Here is a 15,801-nt window from a genome sequence, read left to right as displayed (position 1 = left end):
GAGGATGCGTCCAGTGGTGCAAGATCGAGCACAGGGGCGGCTTCTGAGTTGCGATCAACCGGCCGACAAGAGGTTCGGTGATCACGTCGAGGTTCTTCCGTGACCGTTCTGCGCCTGCCATGTGCCCCTGATGTGCCCGATTGCGGGCTTCCGGGGGGTCAAAGCGAAGCTCAGCCAGGACTTTCCAATGTCCTTAGATGTTCGTTACCCGTGTGAAATGAACAACTCTTGCCATTGAGGTGCATGTCGTGAACCATGTGGCTGTCGCCGCGAGGGAGCAACGGCCGCACTGTCACCGGTGCGTGTTGCAGTCGTGATCGCGGGACACTCCCCGTTGCTCCATCAGCCCTGGAGGTGCCTGTGACGATGGCAGATGCGCCGGTCTCGGCCGTGCGGTCGCCTGTGCCGCAGCCCCATGACCCTGACGAAACGGCTCGCTCCGGCGGGAAGAAGCGCAAGGACATACGGGTACGACTACCGCTCCGGCACCGCCTCAGGCGGGACAGATCACTTCTGCTGTTCTGCCTGCCGGGTGTCCTGTACTTCGCTCTCTTCTTCTACCTGCCGCTCGCGGGCAACGTCATCGCCTTCCAGGACTACCAGCCGTTCCTGGGTTTCAAGCAGAGCCCGTTCGTCGGTCTCGCGAACTTCACGGCGCTGCTCTCCGAGCCGGAGTTCTGGAGCGCGGTCTCCAACACGCTGCAGATCACCGCGATCCAGCTGCTGCTCTACTTCCCGGCCCCGATCGCGCTGGCACTGCTGCTGAACTCGCTCATCAGCGAGAAGATCAAGCGGTTCATCCAGACCGTCGTGTACCTCCCGCACTTCCTGTCCTGGGTCGTCGTGGTCGCGATGTTCAAGCAGGTGCTCGGCGGCGCGGGTTCCGTCACCACGCTGCTGATGGAGCACGGGGTCAACATCGGCAATGTGATGACCGATCCCGGCACCTTCAAGCTGCTGATCACCGCCCAGGCCATCTGGAAGGACTGCGGCTGGGGAACGATCATCTTCCTGGCGTCCATCGCCTCGATCGACATGGGCCAGTACGAGTCCGCCGCCATGGACGGGGCCGGCTGGCTCCGCAGGATCTGGCACATCACCCTGCCGGGCATCCGGCCGGTGATCCTCATGCTGCTGATCCTGCGGCTCGGCGACATCCTCTCGGTCGGCTTCGAGCAGATCATCCTCCAGCGCGACGCGGTCGGTCCGGACGCCTCGGAAGTCATGGACACCTACGTCTACTTCCACGGCGTCATCGACGGCAGCTGGGGAATGAGCACGGCCGCCGGCCTGATGAAGGGCGTCATCGGATTCGCCCTCATCCTCGCCGCCAACAAGCTGGCCCACCGCTTCGGTGAGCAGGGAGTGTACCGATGAGTCAGCAGACCCTTGCGGCACGGCTGCGAACCGCCCGCGGCGGTGAGCGCCGCCGCGCCTCCTCCGGCCGCCCGCCGTGGATGGAACGGCCCCACTGGTACGGGCAGGGTGCGAAGGCCGCCGCCCTGGTCGTCCTGACCGTGATCGTGCTCTACCCGTTCGTCCTCGCCATCGGCACCAGCCTCGCCGGGCGGGAGGAGCTCAACGCCAACGGCGGATACGTCCTGCTGCCCAAGCACCCGACGCTGGAGGCGTACCGGGTCATCCTCTCCGGCGGAGTCGTCACCCAGGCGGCCGTGGTCTCCATCTTCATCACGCTGATCGGCACCGCGCTGAGCCTGGCCTGCACCGTGATGATCGCGTACGGCACCTCGCGGCCCGGCACCGTCCTCGGCAAGCCGATCCTGCTGCTGGTGCTGGGCACCTTCCTCTTCGCCCCCGGCATCATCCCCACGTACCTGGCCGTCCAGCAGTTCAAGATGCTCGACACCTACGCGGCGCTGATCCTTCCCGTACTGCTCAACGCGTTCAACATCGTGGTCGTGCGCTCGTTCTTCCAGAGCATTCCCGAGGAGCTGTACGACGCCGCGCGGATCGACGGCGCGGGCGAGGTGACCGTCCTCTTCCGGATCGTGCTGCCGCTCTCCAAGGCGGTCCTCGCCGTGGTCGGCCTCTTCTACGCGGTCGGGTACTGGAACAGCTTCTTCAACGCGGTGCTCTACCTCAACGACTCCAGCAAGTTCCCCATCCAGGTGATCCTGCGCAGCTATGTCCTCAACGGCCAGAGCATCAACGCGCAGGCCATGGGCGTGCACGCGATCCCGCCCGCGACCTCCTTGCAGATGGCCGTGCTGATCATCGCCATCGTGCCCATCTTCTGCGTCTATCCCTTCCTGCAGAAGTTCTTCGTCAAGGGCGTCCTCACCGGGGCGATCAAGGGCTGATCCGCCCGCCCGGACCTCCCGTCGTCCCGCGCACTTCACACACTTCAAGGAGTACCCATGTCCACCAACTTGTCCAGGCGCGGCTTCATGGGCGCGGCGGGGATCGCCGGCCTGACCGTGGCCGGTCTGACGTCCCTGACCGCGTGCGGCAGCGGCGCCACCATCAGCAAGGGCGGGGCCAAGGCGTCCGCCAAGCTGAAGCTCCCGGCGTACGTCCCCGCGCAGACCGCCCCCGCGGACCTCGCCGGGAACGCGGCCGGGCTGGACGCCACGTATCTGCGCTACCCGAAGAAGCTGACCAGGTCCGTGGCCAAGGCGCCCGGCGACGGCAGCCGGATCACGGCCCTCACCGAGACGTTCACCACGCCCGCCCCGCCGCAGGGCAAGAACGGCTACTGGCAGGAGCTGAACAAGCGTCTCGGGGCGCAGTTCGACATGACGATCGTCGTCGACCAGGGCGTCGACGCGTACCTCACCAAGTTCAACGCCATGATGGCCAGCGGCGACATACCCGACCTGGTCTGGTTCCCGCCGAACCAGGGCATCCAGCGCGTGCCCGAGCTGCTGGACGCCAAGTTCCACGACCTCACGCCGTACCTGTCCGGCGACGCCGTCAAGAAGTACCCGAACCTGGCGAACCTGCCGACCACCGCGTGGAAGACCGCCGTCATCAACGGCAAGATCCGCGGCGTCACCGTCGCCTACGGCTCCATGGGCCAGGTCTACGTCGTCAACGAGGACTTCTGGAAGCCGGTCGGCGGCGCCGAGTTCACCAGCGCCGAGGACTTCCTCGCCAAGGGCAAGGAGCTCCTCGACGCCAAGCGCAACAAGTACGTCCTGGAGCCGGCGTACGTGAACCACGTCGGCATGTTCGGCCAGTGGTTCGGCGCCCCCAGCGGCTGGCGGCTGGAGGGCGGCAAGCTGACGCACATGTACGAGACCGAGGAGTACCAGGAGGCCCTGGCGTTCGGCGTCAAGGTCGCCAAGGCCGGTCTCTTCTGGCCCGACCCCAACCTCTCCACCGTCATGGAGAAGATGGCACAGGGCACGCTGGGCGCCTATGTGCAGTCCTTCCCCAGCTTCCTGGTCGACGTCAAGAACTACGACTTCCCGTTCGGCATCATCACGCCGTTCGCCGCCAAGTCCGGCGCGAACCCGCGGTACAGCATGGGATACGGATCCGTCGGCTACACCGCCATCAACAAGAAGGCCGACGACAAGCGGGTCAAGATGCTGCTGGGCGTGCTGGACTACCTGGCCGCGCCCTTCGGTACCGAGGAGCGGCTCTTCCTCGACAACGGCATCGAGGGCACGCACTTCACCCACGCGTCGAACGGTGACATCGAGCTCACGCCGAAGGGGAACGCGGAGGCGGTCACCACCGCCATGCCGCTCGCCTTCCTGGCCGCCGGCCCCGAGTACATCTACCTGCCGGGCAAGGCGGAGCTGGCAGGCCGGATCCACGGCTGGCAGCAGGAGCTCCTCAAGATCAACCAGACGAACCCGACGAGCGGCCACTTCTCCGACACGTCCACCAGCAAGAGCGCCTCCCTCACCACCGCCATGAGCGACTGCCAGAAGGACATCGTCGCGGGCCGCAAGCCGATCTCCGCCTTCAAGGAGGAGCTGCGCAAGTGGCGCTCCGGCGGCGGCGACAAGATGCGCGCCGAGTTCGAGGCCTCGCTCGCCGGCAAGTAGCCGCAGTCAGTAGTCTCCGCCCGCACCACCCGTACAGACAGAAGGGACCCCCGTGTCAGACCTGCGACTCGGCGTCATCGGGCTCGGCCTGCGCCGTTCCATCGCGACGTCCGCCCACCACCCCGGACAGGGTTCGGCGATCACCGCCGTCTGCGACCTCGACCCCGAGGTGCGCCGGCGCGAGGCCGAGCGCTTCGGCACCGAGGTCGCGGTCGAGGACTACAAGCTGCTCCTCGGCCGGGACGACCTCGACGCGATCATCGTCGCGACCCCGGACGACACCCACGAGACCATCGCCATCGACGCGCTGCGGGCCGGCAAGGCCGTCTTCGTCGAGAAGCCGCTCGGGATCACCGTCGAGAGCTGCGACAACATCCTGCGCGCCGCGTACGAGACCGGCACCCGGCTGTACGTCGGACACAACATGCGCCACATGGGCGTCGTGCGGCTGATGCGCGACATCATCGCCCGCGGTGACATCGGCGAGCCCAAGGCCGTGTGGGTGCGGCACTTCGTCGGCTACGGCGGTGACTACTACTTCAAGGACTGGCACGCCGACCGGACCCGCACCACCGGCCTGCTGCTCCAGAAGGCCGCGCACGACATCGACGTCCTGCACTGGCTGGCCGGTGGCTACACCCGCCGCGTCAACGCGCTCGGCGACCTCCTCGTCTACGGCGACCTGCCGCGCCGCGAGGCGGACACCCCGCGACCGGCGAACTGGCTGCGCGAGTTCGACTGGCCGCCGACGGCCCGCAAGGACCTGCACCACATCGTGGACGTCGAGGACGTCTCGGTGATGAACATGCAGCTCGACAACGGCGTCGTGGCCGCCTACCAGCAGTGCCACTTCACCCCCGACTACTGGCGGAACTACACCGTCATCGGCACCGAGGGCCGCCTGGAGAACTTCGGTGACAGCCCCGGTGACGAGGTCAAGGTCTGGAACACCGGCCCCAGCGGCTACCGCCGCGACGCCGACATCACCTACCGGGTTCCGGAGGCCGGTGGCTCGCACGGCGGCGGGGACACCCGGATCATGGAGGAGTTCTGCCAGTTCGTGCGCGACGGGGGCGTCACCGACACCTCGCCGGTCGCCGCCCGGATGAGCGTCGCCGCCGGTGTGCTCGCGACCCGTTCCCTGCGCGAGGGCGGTGCGCCGTTCGAGGTGCCGGCCCTCGACCCGGAGCTGATCGCCTACTTCGAGGGCGGCCAGGTCCGCCAGTAGCCGGTACGACGGGCGCGACTCGTTCGCCGCCCGGGAGACCTCCGGGGACAGTGCCTTCCGGCGCCGCCCCGGAGGTCTCTTCTTGCGACTGTTTTCGGCCATGCTCGGTGGGTAATCGACTCATTCCGGTTTGGCGACCGCCCGGCTGCTGCTCACCGCGACGCGTGACACTGTCGGGTGAATTGAGAAGGTTCATCCGGAAGGTGACAGGTGAGGACGGGGTGCGCCGGTCTCGCAGGGTCACCGCGGCTCCGCCGCCGGGGAGCGGGAGCGATGAATTTGCGCCAACGGGACCTCATGGTGACCGAGTTCGAACGCGTGGCCGGATTTCGGTCGGCATAATCGCGTCCATGTCGATCACGGGTGGAGACGTCGTTGACCTGGGGCGGGGCCTTTACGCATGGCTCCCGCCGAAACGGGGCTGGGGGCTGGCGAACTGCGGTCTGCTCGTCTCGCCCCGCGGTGCGCTCTGGATCGACACCCCGTACGACGCCGTGCTGGCCGGCCAGTTCCTGGCCGAGTCCACGAAGCGGCTGCCCGACGGCGTCCACGTCGACCGGGTGATCGTCACCCATGCAAACGGGGACCACTTCTGGGGCGCGGGCGTACTCCCGGACGCGGAGATCATCGCCACCCGCGAGGCCCGCGAGCACATCCACTACGAACCCACCCCGAAGCAGCAGCACGCCCTCGTCGCCGCAGGCGATCCGGCCACCCCGCTCGGCAGCTATCTCGCACGTCACTTCGGCCCCTTCGACTGGTCGCAGACCGAGCCGGTGGTGCCGACGACCTACTTCACGGGCGAGCTCGAACTGACCCTGGGGGAGTACCCGGTCCAGATCTCCGCGCTGCCGTCCGCGCACACCACCGGCGACCTGATGGTCCATCTGCCCGCGCAGGGTGCCGTGTTCACCGGGGACATCATCTTCTCCTCCACCCCGGAGCAGCCGGGCGACCACCCGGTGCACTGGGCGGGTCCGCTGAGCAATCTGATCGCGGCCTGCGAACGCGTGCTGGCCACCGGCGCCGAGACCGTCGTCCCGGGGCACGGCCCGCTCCTCGACCGGGCCGGGGTGCGCGACCACATCGTGTACCTGGAGTACGTGCGCGAGCGCGCCCACGCCTTCCACACGGCGGGGATTCCCGCCGTCGAGGCCGCCCGCCGGGTCATCGGCGAGGGGCGCTACCCGGAACTGGGCCTGCCCGAGCGGCTGGTGGTGACCATCGGCAGCGAGTACCGGCAGCTCGACGGCTCCGAGCTGCCCGGAGTGCTCCAGGTGATGACCGAGGTCGCCGTGGTCGCTCAAGAATTGGAGCAGCCGGATGAGCCGGCGGGCCCCGCGGAGCGGTAGGCGGAGCTTCTGCCGCCGCTTCGGCCGGAAGACCGATCCGACAACAGAAACGCGGTGACGGCATGGGATGGATAATGGCGGTGATCGCCGTCACCGCTGCCGTGGCGGCAGCGGTCCGCGCACAGAACTCGGCGCGCGCCGAACACATCGCCCTGGCCCGTGCCGAGCTGGCCGAACGCCAGTCGAAGGCCGCCGAGGCCCGTACCGCGGCCCTCACCGACGAGATCCGCCAGCTGGCCCACAACCGGATACCCGCCGCCGCGCTCGCCCTCTCCCATCCCACCGCCAAGGTCCCCGGACTGCGGGAGGCGGCCGAGGTCGACGGCGATTCCGCGCGGCTGCTCACCGAGGCGGTGCAGGCCGCCCGCAAGGCCGTCGTCGAGGAGCGCGGGCGTGTCGACGCGGCCGCCCGCGCGGCGATGCGCGGCACCTCCGCCAAGATCCAGTCCCTGCTCAACCAGTCCCAGCAGTTGCTGCACGAGCTCCAGCACGAGTACGACGACCCGCGGATCCTGCAGCTCGACTTCCGCAACGAACTGGCGCTGCGGCGCACCCAGGCCACCGCGGTGCTCTGCGACGCCTGGCCCGGCCTCGCCCGCCAGAACTCGCCGCTCGTCGAGATCGTGCTCGGCGCCCAGTCCCGGGTCGCCGGCTACGAACGTGTCAAGGTCGCCAACCACCTGCGCGACGAACGGCTCGCCCTCGTCGCCCGCGCCGCCGAACCCCTCGCCATCGCACTGGCCGAACTGCTCGCCAACGCCACCGCCTACTCGCACCCCGACACCGATGTCCAGGTCACCCTCCAGCAGAGCGGCGGCCGCGGCGCGTTCCTGGTGGTCGACGACGCGGGCATCGGGATGGACGACGACGCGCTCGACCGGGCACGGGCCCTGCTGGCGGGCCCGCCCGAAGTCCTCCTGACCGAGCTGGGCGACCCGCCGCAGACCGGCTTCGCCGTCGTCGGCCGGCTGGTGCTGCAGTACGGCTTCAACTGCCACATCGAGGCATCGCCGTTCGGCGGCATGCGCACGATCCTGCGCGTTCCCGCCCATCTGCTGACCGTGATGGAGGAGGACCGCAGCCTCTCCGCCCTGGCCCCGAAGCCGGTGCAGGCGCAGGCCAGTTCCTCCGTTCCCGCCCCGACCGAGCAGGAGACCGCCCCCGTGCCGCAACCCGCCGGCGGGGAGGCTGCCGCGCTGCCCAGCCGACGCCGACGCGCCCCGCGTCCGGCCCCGGCCCGCCCCGCGTCCGCCGACGCCGCCCCGAACCGCGAACAGGTGCCCCGTACACCGGAGCAGGCCGGGGCTTCCTGGGCGGCACTCCAACAGGGCACCCTCAACGGCAGGAGCGTCGCCGGGCGGCCATCCGCACCGGCACCGGACGACCACGACCACCCGGACGACCGGGACGAGCAAGGAGACGACCAGACGTGAGCGCCCCCACTTCCACCACCGGTGACCTCGCATGGGTGCTGACCCCGCTGCTGGAGCTGCCGGGAGTCCAGCACGCCGTGGTCGCCACCGGAGACGGTCTCGTCGAGGGCGCGTCGCCCGGCCTGGACCGGGCGTCCGGCGAGCGGGTAGCCGCCATGACCGCCACGCTGCACGCCGCGGCACGCGCGTTCACCACGGCGTTCACCGACGTCGAGGCACCGCGCCTGGCCCAGACCGTCGTCGAGTCCGACCAGGGCTTCGCCATCGTCGTACCGGCCGGGAACAACACCACACTCGCCCTGTTCGCGGAACCCGGAGCCAAGCTCGGCGACATCGCGTACCAGATGCAGGTGCAGGTCACCGCCCTGACCCGGGCGATGAACGCACCCGCCCGCCTGCCGGACACCACCGCCCGGCCATGACCTCCGGCCCAGGGCGCCGTCTGATACCCCCCTATCTGGTCACCGGCGGCCGGACCCGGCCCGCCGGTCCCGCGCTCGACCGGCTCGACGTGCTCGTACGCGCCGACACCGAGCTGCCCCCGGACACCGGCTCGGAACAGCGCAGACTGTGCGAGCTGCTCGAACCGGGGGCGCTCACCGTCGTCGAGTGCGCGGCCCACCTGGGCCTGCCGGTCAGCGCCACCGTCTTCCTGGCCACGGACCTCGCGGCCGCCGGACATCTGCACACCCGACCGCCCATCCCCAGTGCCGGGGAGATCGACCGGTCGCTCGTCGAGAGGCTGCTCGTTGGACTCCGCTCCCTCCACTGACCGCACCGGCATCGGCTATCTGCCGCCTGCCGCCCGGACCCTGATGAAACTCGTCGTCACGGGTCCGTTCGGCGTCGGCAAGACCACCCTGATCCGTACGCTGTCGGAGATCGCCACGCTCCATACCGAAGAGGCGATGACCCAGTCCAGCACCCGGCTCGACGACACCGCCGGGCTGCCGGACAAGACCACGACCACCGTCGCCATCGACTTCGGCCGGCTCACCGTCCTGGACGACCTGGTGCTCTACATGTTCGGCACCCCGGGCCAGCAGCGGTTCCTGCCGCTCTGGGAGGACATCGCGCGCGGTGCGCTCGGCGCACTCGTCCTGGTCGACACCCGCAGACTCGCCGACTCCTTCGCGGTCATGGACATGGTCGAGGAGCAGGGCCTGCCGTACGCGGTCGCGGTCAACCGCTTCCCCGACGCCCCCGCCCACACCGACGAGGTCCTGCGCAAACACCTCGACCTCGCACCCGAGACCCCCCTGGTGCAGTGCGACGCCCGTGAACGCCGCGGCAGCATCGACGCGCTGATCGCGCTGGCCGAGCACGTGCTCACCCGGATGCCCAGGCCCGAGGACCCGTCATGACACCGTACGCACAGCCGCCGCAGCCCCTCGCCCTGTACGGACCGGAATTCGCCGCCGACCCGCGGAGCCACTACCGACGCCTGCGCGAACACGGGCCGCTCGCGCCCGTCCGGCTCGCCCCGGGCATCGACGCCCTGCTGGTCACCGACTACCAGGCCGCCGTCGATCTGCTGCGCGACACCCACACCTTCACCAAGGACCCGCGCGTCTGGCAGGCGACCGTGCCCGACGACTCGCCGGTCCTGCCCATGCTCGGCTACCGGCCCACCGCGCTCTTCAGCGACGGCGACGTGCACGCCCGCTACCGCGACGCCATCAACGACAGCCTCGCCCTGATCGAGCCGCACGTCCTGCGGGCCGAGGTCGCTCGGGTCGCCCGGCGGCTCATCGGCGAATTCGCCGCCACCGGAAGCGGCGATCTCATCGCCCAGTACGCTCGACGGCTGCCGCTGCACGTCTTCGTCACCTGGTTCGGCGTGCCGCCGGGCGACGGCGAACGCATCGTCAACGGCATCGCCGGCATGTTCAACTCGGCCGAGAACGCCGCCACCGCGTACGCCGACCTCGTCGAGGTCGTCACCGAACTGGTCGCCGACCGGCGCACCCGGCCGCGCCGCGACCTCACCTCGTACCTCCTCGGCCACCCGGCCAATCTCGACAACGACGAGACTGTGCGTCAGATCACCCTGATCATGAGCGCGGGCCACGATCCGACCACGAATCTGATCGGCAACGCGCTGCTGCACATGCTCACCGACGCCCGCTACGCCGGTTCGCTGCACGGCGGCGCGATGACGGCGCACGAGGCGATCGACGAGGTCCTCTGGCAGGATCCGCCGCTGGCCAATCTCGCCGCCCACTACCCGCGGCACGACACGGAGTTCCACGGCGTGCGGCTGCGCGCGGGACAACTCCTCCTGGTTTCCTACGCCGCGGCCAACACCCGCTCGGCGCCCGGCCTTTCGGACCCCGCGGTCCGCTCCGGGGCCAGCGCCCACCTCGCCTGGTCCGCGGGTCCGCACCGATGCCCGGCGAAGCAGCCGGCGCTCCTGATCGCCATGACCGCGATCGAGCAGCTCACCAGTCAGCTGTGCGACGCGGAACTGGCCGTTCCGGTCAGTGCTCTGAAGTGGCGTCCGGGACCGTTCCACCGCGCGCTGGTCCGGCTTCCGGTACGGTTCACCCCCGTCGACATGAGTGCGGAAGCACACCGGCTCAGGTCCGCCGGGGAAGCCGAGGACGGGCCGTCGGCGGTGTCGATCGGCCCATGAACCGTGTCGGTGGTACGCCGAACGGGTGAGTGGCGAGAGAATTGCCCGATGAACAGCGAGCGCAGCCGGCGCAACGCCAACCGAAGCACAGACGGGGTGGTCCGGTGAGCAGGTACGACAGGTACGACGTCACGGACGAGCAGTGGGAGGGGCTTGCCCAGGTCGTACCTCTGCGCAGCCGCAACGAGTGGCCGTCCAGGGTGGATCACCGCACGGTCCCCGACGAGAGCCCGGCGTCCGAGCAGCGGCGACTCGTCGTGCTGCGGGTCCAGGTCTTCGCGGACGCACGGGAGGTGGCCGAGTACCTGGTCTCCCAGATTCCGGTGCTGCTCGACCTGACCAGCGCCGAGACGGATGTGGCCAAGCGCATCCTGGACTTCACCAGCGGGGTGGTCTTCGGCCTCGGCAGCGGAATGCACCGGGTCGACCGGAATGTCTTCCTGCTGTCCCCGGTCGGCATGGAGGTCGAGGGAGTCACGGCGGCGGGCCTGCCCGGTTAGTGGGCCGCCGGAGATCGTGGGGGCGGGGCGGGGCGCTGGGGTGGGCGGAGCGAGATGGTTCGTGTAACCCGATCGTAGGAAGGTCGTTCAGGCGGAACGGTTCACCGGTCCGTGGCGCGCATACGGTCCGCCCATGACCGCACTCCGACCGGGGGCCACCCCGCCACCGCCCGCCGACCCTTCCGGGGCCGCCGCCACTCCCGAGCCGGTCCGTCCGGAGGCCGCGCGGCGCTCCGGCGGGCCGGACCGCGCCGCCGGACCCGTCGTCACCGAACTGCGGCTGTCCGCCTTCGCCTCGCACCGCGGTGCCGCCTTTCCCATCGGTCCGGTCACGCTCTTCGCGGGGCCCGCCGGCAGCGGCAAGACGAGCGCGTTGCGGGCGTACGAGGCGCTGGCGCGCCTGGGTGGCGGGGACCCGCTGGACGAGGTGTTCCCGGACCCGGCGGGCTGCGTGCCGGAAGGGGCCGCGGCCGACCCGCAGGGGCGCCGAGGCTTCCGGATCGGCTGCACGGCGGACGGCCCGGCAGGACCGGTACGGCTCGATGTCGCCGTCCAGGCGGAGCCCACGCTCCGCATCGTCGGCGAACGGCTCACCGCCGGCGGCGAGACCCTGCTCACCACCGCCTTGCGCGACCCGGGGCGCTCCATGGTCCAGGCGGCCTGGCACACCGCCGGCACGGTCCCGGTGACGCGCGCGCCGCTGCCGGACGACCGGCTGGGCACGGCCCTGCTGCCGCTGCGGGTCGCGGGCAGGACCGAGGGGCAGTTACGGGTCCTGGCCGCCGCGGAACAGATGGTCGTGGCCCTGCGGTCGGTCTTCGCGTGCGAACCGCAACCGCAGCGGATGCGCGCCCCCGTGCCGGCCGGCGACGGCAGACTGCGACGCGGCTGCGACAACCTCGCGGCGGTGCTGGAGCGTACGCACACGCAGTGCGTCCAGCGCCATGCCCGGCTGGTCGCCGCGGCGCATGCCGGGTGCGCGGGGCCGGTGAGCGCGCTGGGCGTGGAGCGGCTCGCGGACGGATCGCTGCGGGCGACGGTCGGGCGGGGCGGGGGACCCGCCACCCCGGCGACCCCGGTCGGGCGGCTCGGGGACGGCGAGCTGAGGTATCTCGCGCTCGCCCTCGTGCTGCTCACCGGCCCCGGGGTGCTGGCGGTGGACGCCGCGGGGGAGGTGCCGTCGGCCATGCAGACCCTCACCGTGCTGGCCGACGGACTCGACCGGGACCTGGACGGAAGGCAGGTGCGCGAGCTGCTGTCCCTGGCCGTGTCGATCGGGGCGGCCGGGCACCTCAGGCTGGCCGGGACGGTCACGGAACCGGGCGCGGTACGGGCCCGGGAGACGCCCGGGGTGACGGTGGTAGACCTGGACCGTGACAGAACTTGATGTACAGGCCCTGCAGCGACGGCTCGCCGCGTTCGCGGCCGCACGGGACTGGGAGCAGTACCACACCCCGAAGAACCTGGCGGCGGCGCTGAGCGTCGAGGCGTCCGAACTGGTCGAGATCTTCCAGTGGCTGACGCCGGAGGAGTCGGCGCGGGTGATGGAGCGGCCCGAGACGGCGCACCGGGTGGCGGACGAGGTCGCGGATGTTCTCGCGTATCTGCTGCAGTTCTGCGAAGTGCTGGGGATCGACGCGCTCGCGGCGCTGTCGCAGAAGATCGACCGGAACGAGTCCCGATTCCCGGTGCCGGGACTCCAGGACCCCACGGAATCGAGCGACCGTCACTCTTCGGAGTGATCGACTTATCCACAATCGATTTAGTGTCCATAGATTTCCGAATTCCCCTGGCTTTTCGGTACCGGTGACCTCACTGTGGGTAATGGATGAGGTGAGCGGCTTTTCGTACGGACGGGGGAACGCATGGAAGCGGAACGTCTTGTAGGAGTCAGCCGGCGTGCTCTGGCGCAGAGCAGGGGGACGCCGGACATCATCGCGGAGGCCTGGCAGGCACAGGCGCTGGCCCAGGCGATCGGCAGCCGCCTGGCGGCCGACGGACCGAAGGAGTTACGGGGCGAGGCGCGCGGACTGAGCGAGATCGGCGGCCGGAGCAGCGGGGCGCTGGACCACCCGGCGGCGCGGGCCGGGGTGGCACGGGCCGCGCAGCTCTCCGAGCTCACCGAACCCCGGGCGACGCTGACGGGGCTGGGCACACTGCTCGGGGAGGTGGGGATGGCGCTGGTCGGGGTGGCCTGCGAGACCGATGAGCAGGGGCTCTACTGGCAGTGCATGGAGGCGATCGACGCGGCCGACGAGTCCATGGACCGGGTGCACGGAATGCTCCGCCGCCTCGACGAGCAGGACAGGGAGCGGCAGCAGGATCTGGAGCGCGGCCGGGGGCGGGACGGCCCGTACGGCGCGGTCGGCGGACCGGCAGGTACGACGGCGGCCGGCCGTGGCCGCGCAAGACTTCGGGAGTGACCGGGCAAGGCGTCGGATGCGACCGCGCGGCGGATTCGGGGGTGAACGGGCGGCCTTGAGCGCGCCGTCGGACGGGAAGGCGGTGACTGTACAGGACTTCGACAGCGACGGCGCCGGGGAGGCGGCAGGAGAAGAACGACCGGTATCCGGAGGTGCAGGATGGATGCATGGATCTTCGAATCTTCACCGAGCCCCAGCAAGGGGCGAGCTACGACACCCTGCTCACCGTCGCCAAGGCGGCCGAGGACCTCGGCTTCGACGCCTTCTACCGCTCCGACCACTATCTCCGCATGGGCCCGGGGGACGGTCTGCCCGGCCCGACCGACGCGTGGATCACCCTGGCCGGGCTGGCGCGTGAGACCAGGCGGATCAGGCTCGGCACCCTGATGACGGCGGGGACGTTCCGGCTCCCCGGCGTGCTTGCCATCCAGGTCGCGCAGGTCGACCAGATGTCCGGTGGACGCGTCGAGCTGGGTCTCGGCGCAGGCTGGTTCGAGGAGGAGCACAAGGCCTACGGCATTCCGTTCCCCAAGGAGAAGTTCGGCAGGCTGGAGGAGCAGCTGGAGATCATCACCGGGCTCTGGGCGACCGGGATCGGCGAGACGTTCAGCTTCGACGGCACCTACTACCAGCTCACCGATTCGCCCGCGTTGCCCAAGCCGGCGCAGGCCAAGGTGCCGGTGCTGATCGGCGGTCACGGTGCGACGCGTACACCGCGACTGGCCGCCCGCTACGCGGACGAGTTCAATATCCCCTTCGCGTCGCTTGAGGACAGCGAGAAGCAGTTCGGCCGGGTCAGGGAGGCCGCCGAGGCGGCCGGCCGCGCACCGGACGACCTGGTCTACTCCAACGCCCTGGTGGTCTGTGTCGGCAGGAACGACGCCGAGGTGGCGCGCCGCGCCTCCGTCATCGGGCGTGAGGTGGCGGAGCTGAAGGCGAACGGGCTCGCGGGCTCGCCCGCCGAGGTGGTCGACAAGATCGGCCGGTACGGCGCGATCGGCTCGTCCCGGATCTACCTCCAGGCCCTGGATCTGCACGACCTGGACCACCTGGAGCTGATCTCTTCCCAGATCCAGTCCCAGCTCGGCTGAGGACCGAGGGCAAAGGAGGCCACCTGTGCACCCCGCCCGCCCGGCCGACGGCTCACTGTCCCTCCCCGTGCCCGCCCGTCCGCGCCTGGGCCCGCCCGCCCGTCCGCTCGGCCGTGCTCTCGCGGCAGGGCCGGTCGTGCTCGACGGCGGTCTCTCCAACCAGCTGGAGGCGCAGGGCTGCGATCTGTCCGACGCGCTGTGGTCGGCCCGTCTGCTGACCGACGGGCCCGGACAGATCGAGGCGGCCCACACCGCCTATGTGCGTGCGGGTGCGCAGGTGCTCATCACCGCCGGGTACCAGGCGACCTTCGAGGGGTTCGCGCGGCGGGGGATCGGGCGGGCGGAGGCGGCGGAGCTGTTCGCCCGCAGTGTCCGGCTGGCGCGACGGGCCGCCGGTGCGGTGGAGCGGGACGTCTGGGTCGCCGCTTCGGTCGGCCCGTACGGGGCGATGCTGGCGGACGGCAGCGAGTACCGGGGCCGCTACGGGCTTTCCGTCCGGGAGCTGGAGCGCTTCCACCGGCCCCGGATCGAGGCGCTGGCCGCCGCCGGGCCCGATGCGCTGGCGCTGGAGACCGTGCCGGACATCGACGAGGCCGAGGCATTGCTGCGGGCGGTCGAGGGGTGCGGGCTGCCCGTCTGGCTCTCGTACAGCGTGGCGGGCGACCGGACCAGGGCGGGCCAGTCGCTGGAGACGGCCTTCGCCCTCGCCTCGGGGCGCGACGACGTGGTGGCCGTGGGGGTGAACTGCTGCGATCCGGTCGACGCGGACCGGGCGGTGCGGGTGGCCGCCGAGGTGACCGGGAAGCCGGTCGTCGTGTACCCGAACAGCGGCGAGCGGTGGGACGCGGGGGGACGGGGATGGGCCGGCGCTCCCACGTTCGACCCGGGCGGAGCAGCGGCCTGGCTGGACGCCGGGGCCCGGCTGATCGGCGGCTGCTGCCGGGTCGGCCCGGACACCGTCGCGGAACTGGCCGGACTGCTCGGCACGACGACGGCCGGCGAGTCCGCGCAGCGCTCGACGAGCAGAACCGACCCGCCCCGGAGTGCGGACCCGCCCCGGAGAGCAGACCTGCCCCCGGGAACAGACCCAGCCGGCTCTTCGGACACCTGAAAATACCTG

16 protein-coding genes are annotated in these 15,801 nt (G+C 70.5%); all 16 read left to right on the top strand.

The window, feature by feature from the left end:
- Positions 1 to 366: 366 nt before the first annotated feature.
- The 16 genes from ACFV8T_RS17140 (at position 367) to mmuM (ending at position 15,792) form a co-directional block, all read left to right on the top strand.
- Positions 367 to 1,377, top strand: coding sequence for an ABC transporter permease (locus tag ACFV8T_RS17140; RefSeq protein ID WP_385328234.1), 1,011 nt, complete (start codon positions 367 to 369; stop codon positions 1,375 to 1,377).
- Positions 1,374 to 2,321 (top strand): carbohydrate ABC transporter permease, encoded by a 948-nt coding sequence (locus tag ACFV8T_RS17135; RefSeq protein WP_385328232.1) that lies wholly within the window; start codon positions 1,374 to 1,376, stop codon positions 2,319 to 2,321. Before ACFV8T_RS17140 ends, ACFV8T_RS17135 begins: the two co-directional genes overlap by 4 nt.
- A gap of 57 nt (positions 2,322 to 2,378) precedes the next feature.
- Positions 2,379 to 4,019: a hypothetical protein gene (locus ACFV8T_RS17130; protein ID WP_385328231.1), complete on the top strand. Its 1,641-nt coding sequence runs from the start codon at positions 2,379 to 2,381 to the stop codon at positions 4,017 to 4,019.
- Between the two features lie 52 nt (positions 4,020 to 4,071).
- Positions 4,072 to 5,247: a Gfo/Idh/MocA family protein gene (locus ACFV8T_RS17125; RefSeq protein ID WP_385328229.1), complete on the top strand. Its 1,176-nt coding sequence runs from the start codon at positions 4,072 to 4,074 to the stop codon at positions 5,245 to 5,247.
- 350 nt (positions 5,248 to 5,597) lie between these two features.
- The gene (locus ACFV8T_RS17120; RefSeq protein WP_266428091.1) at positions 5,598 to 6,599 is read left to right on the top strand and encodes an MBL fold metallo-hydrolase; all 1,002 of its coding nucleotides are present in this window, start codon (positions 5,598 to 5,600) and stop codon (positions 6,597 to 6,599) included.
- 62 nt (positions 6,600 to 6,661) lie between these two features.
- On the top strand, positions 6,662 to 8,032 hold the full coding sequence (locus tag ACFV8T_RS17115) for an ATP-binding protein (RefSeq protein ID WP_385328227.1): 1,371 nt from the start codon (positions 6,662 to 6,664) through the stop codon (positions 8,030 to 8,032).
- Positions 8,029 to 8,454, top strand: a complete 426-nt coding sequence (locus tag ACFV8T_RS17110) for a roadblock/LC7 domain-containing protein (RefSeq protein ID WP_266428095.1) — start codon at positions 8,029 to 8,031, stop codon at positions 8,452 to 8,454. The genes ACFV8T_RS17115 and ACFV8T_RS17110 overlap by 4 nt, the downstream gene beginning before the upstream one ends.
- Complete coding sequence (locus ACFV8T_RS17105; RefSeq protein WP_385328224.1) at positions 8,451 to 8,804, top strand: DUF742 domain-containing protein; 354 nt, start codon at positions 8,451 to 8,453, stop codon at positions 8,802 to 8,804. Before ACFV8T_RS17110 ends, ACFV8T_RS17105 begins: the two co-directional genes overlap by 4 nt.
- Positions 8,782 to 9,396 carry an ATP/GTP-binding protein gene (locus tag ACFV8T_RS17100; protein WP_114247180.1) on the top strand — a complete coding sequence of 205 codons (615 nt, stop codon included), beginning with the start codon at positions 8,782 to 8,784 and terminating at the stop codon, positions 9,394 to 9,396. Before ACFV8T_RS17105 ends, ACFV8T_RS17100 begins: the two co-directional genes overlap by 23 nt.
- A complete protein-coding gene (locus ACFV8T_RS17095) occupies positions 9,393 to 10,667 on the top strand; it encodes a cytochrome P450 (RefSeq protein ID WP_385328222.1) in 1,275 nt (424 codons plus the stop codon). The genes ACFV8T_RS17100 and ACFV8T_RS17095 overlap by 4 nt, the downstream gene beginning before the upstream one ends.
- A 104-nt stretch (positions 10,668 to 10,771) precedes the next feature.
- On the top strand, positions 10,772 to 11,167 hold the full coding sequence (locus ACFV8T_RS17090; RefSeq protein ID WP_266428106.1) for a cell division protein SepF: 396 nt from the start codon (positions 10,772 to 10,774) through the stop codon (positions 11,165 to 11,167).
- A 133-nt stretch (positions 11,168 to 11,300) separates the two neighbouring features.
- The gene (locus tag ACFV8T_RS17085) at positions 11,301 to 12,554 is read left to right on the top strand and encodes an ATP-binding protein (protein WP_385328220.1); all 1,254 of its coding nucleotides are present in this window, start codon (positions 11,301 to 11,303) and stop codon (positions 12,552 to 12,554) included.
- A complete protein-coding gene (locus ACFV8T_RS17080; RefSeq protein ID WP_266428111.1) occupies positions 12,541 to 12,909 on the top strand; it encodes a nucleotide pyrophosphohydrolase in 369 nt (122 codons plus the stop codon). The genes ACFV8T_RS17085 and ACFV8T_RS17080 overlap by 14 nt, the downstream gene beginning before the upstream one ends.
- 123 nt (positions 12,910 to 13,032) lie before the next feature.
- The gene (locus tag ACFV8T_RS17075) at positions 13,033 to 13,590 is read left to right on the top strand and encodes a DUF6099 family protein (protein ID WP_385328219.1); all 558 of its coding nucleotides are present in this window, start codon (positions 13,033 to 13,035) and stop codon (positions 13,588 to 13,590) included.
- A gap of 167 nt (positions 13,591 to 13,757) precedes the next feature.
- A complete protein-coding gene (locus ACFV8T_RS17070) occupies positions 13,758 to 14,681 on the top strand; it encodes an LLM class F420-dependent oxidoreductase (RefSeq protein WP_385328218.1) in 924 nt (307 codons plus the stop codon).
- Between the two features lie 85 nt (positions 14,682 to 14,766).
- Positions 14,767 to 15,792: a homocysteine S-methyltransferase gene (mmuM, locus tag ACFV8T_RS17065; protein WP_385328344.1), complete on the top strand. Its 1,026-nt coding sequence runs from the start codon at positions 14,767 to 14,769 to the stop codon at positions 15,790 to 15,792.
- The last annotated feature ends 9 nt before the right edge of the window (positions 15,793 to 15,801 follow it).

Source organism: Streptomyces sp. NPDC059832, from assembly GCF_042731715.1.
In the GTDB taxonomy this organism is placed as follows: Bacteria; Actinomycetota; Actinomycetes; order Streptomycetales; family Streptomycetaceae; genus Streptomyces.
Note: the sequence above shows the minus strand (reverse complement) of the source record. Positions and strands in the feature narration are given on the sequence as shown.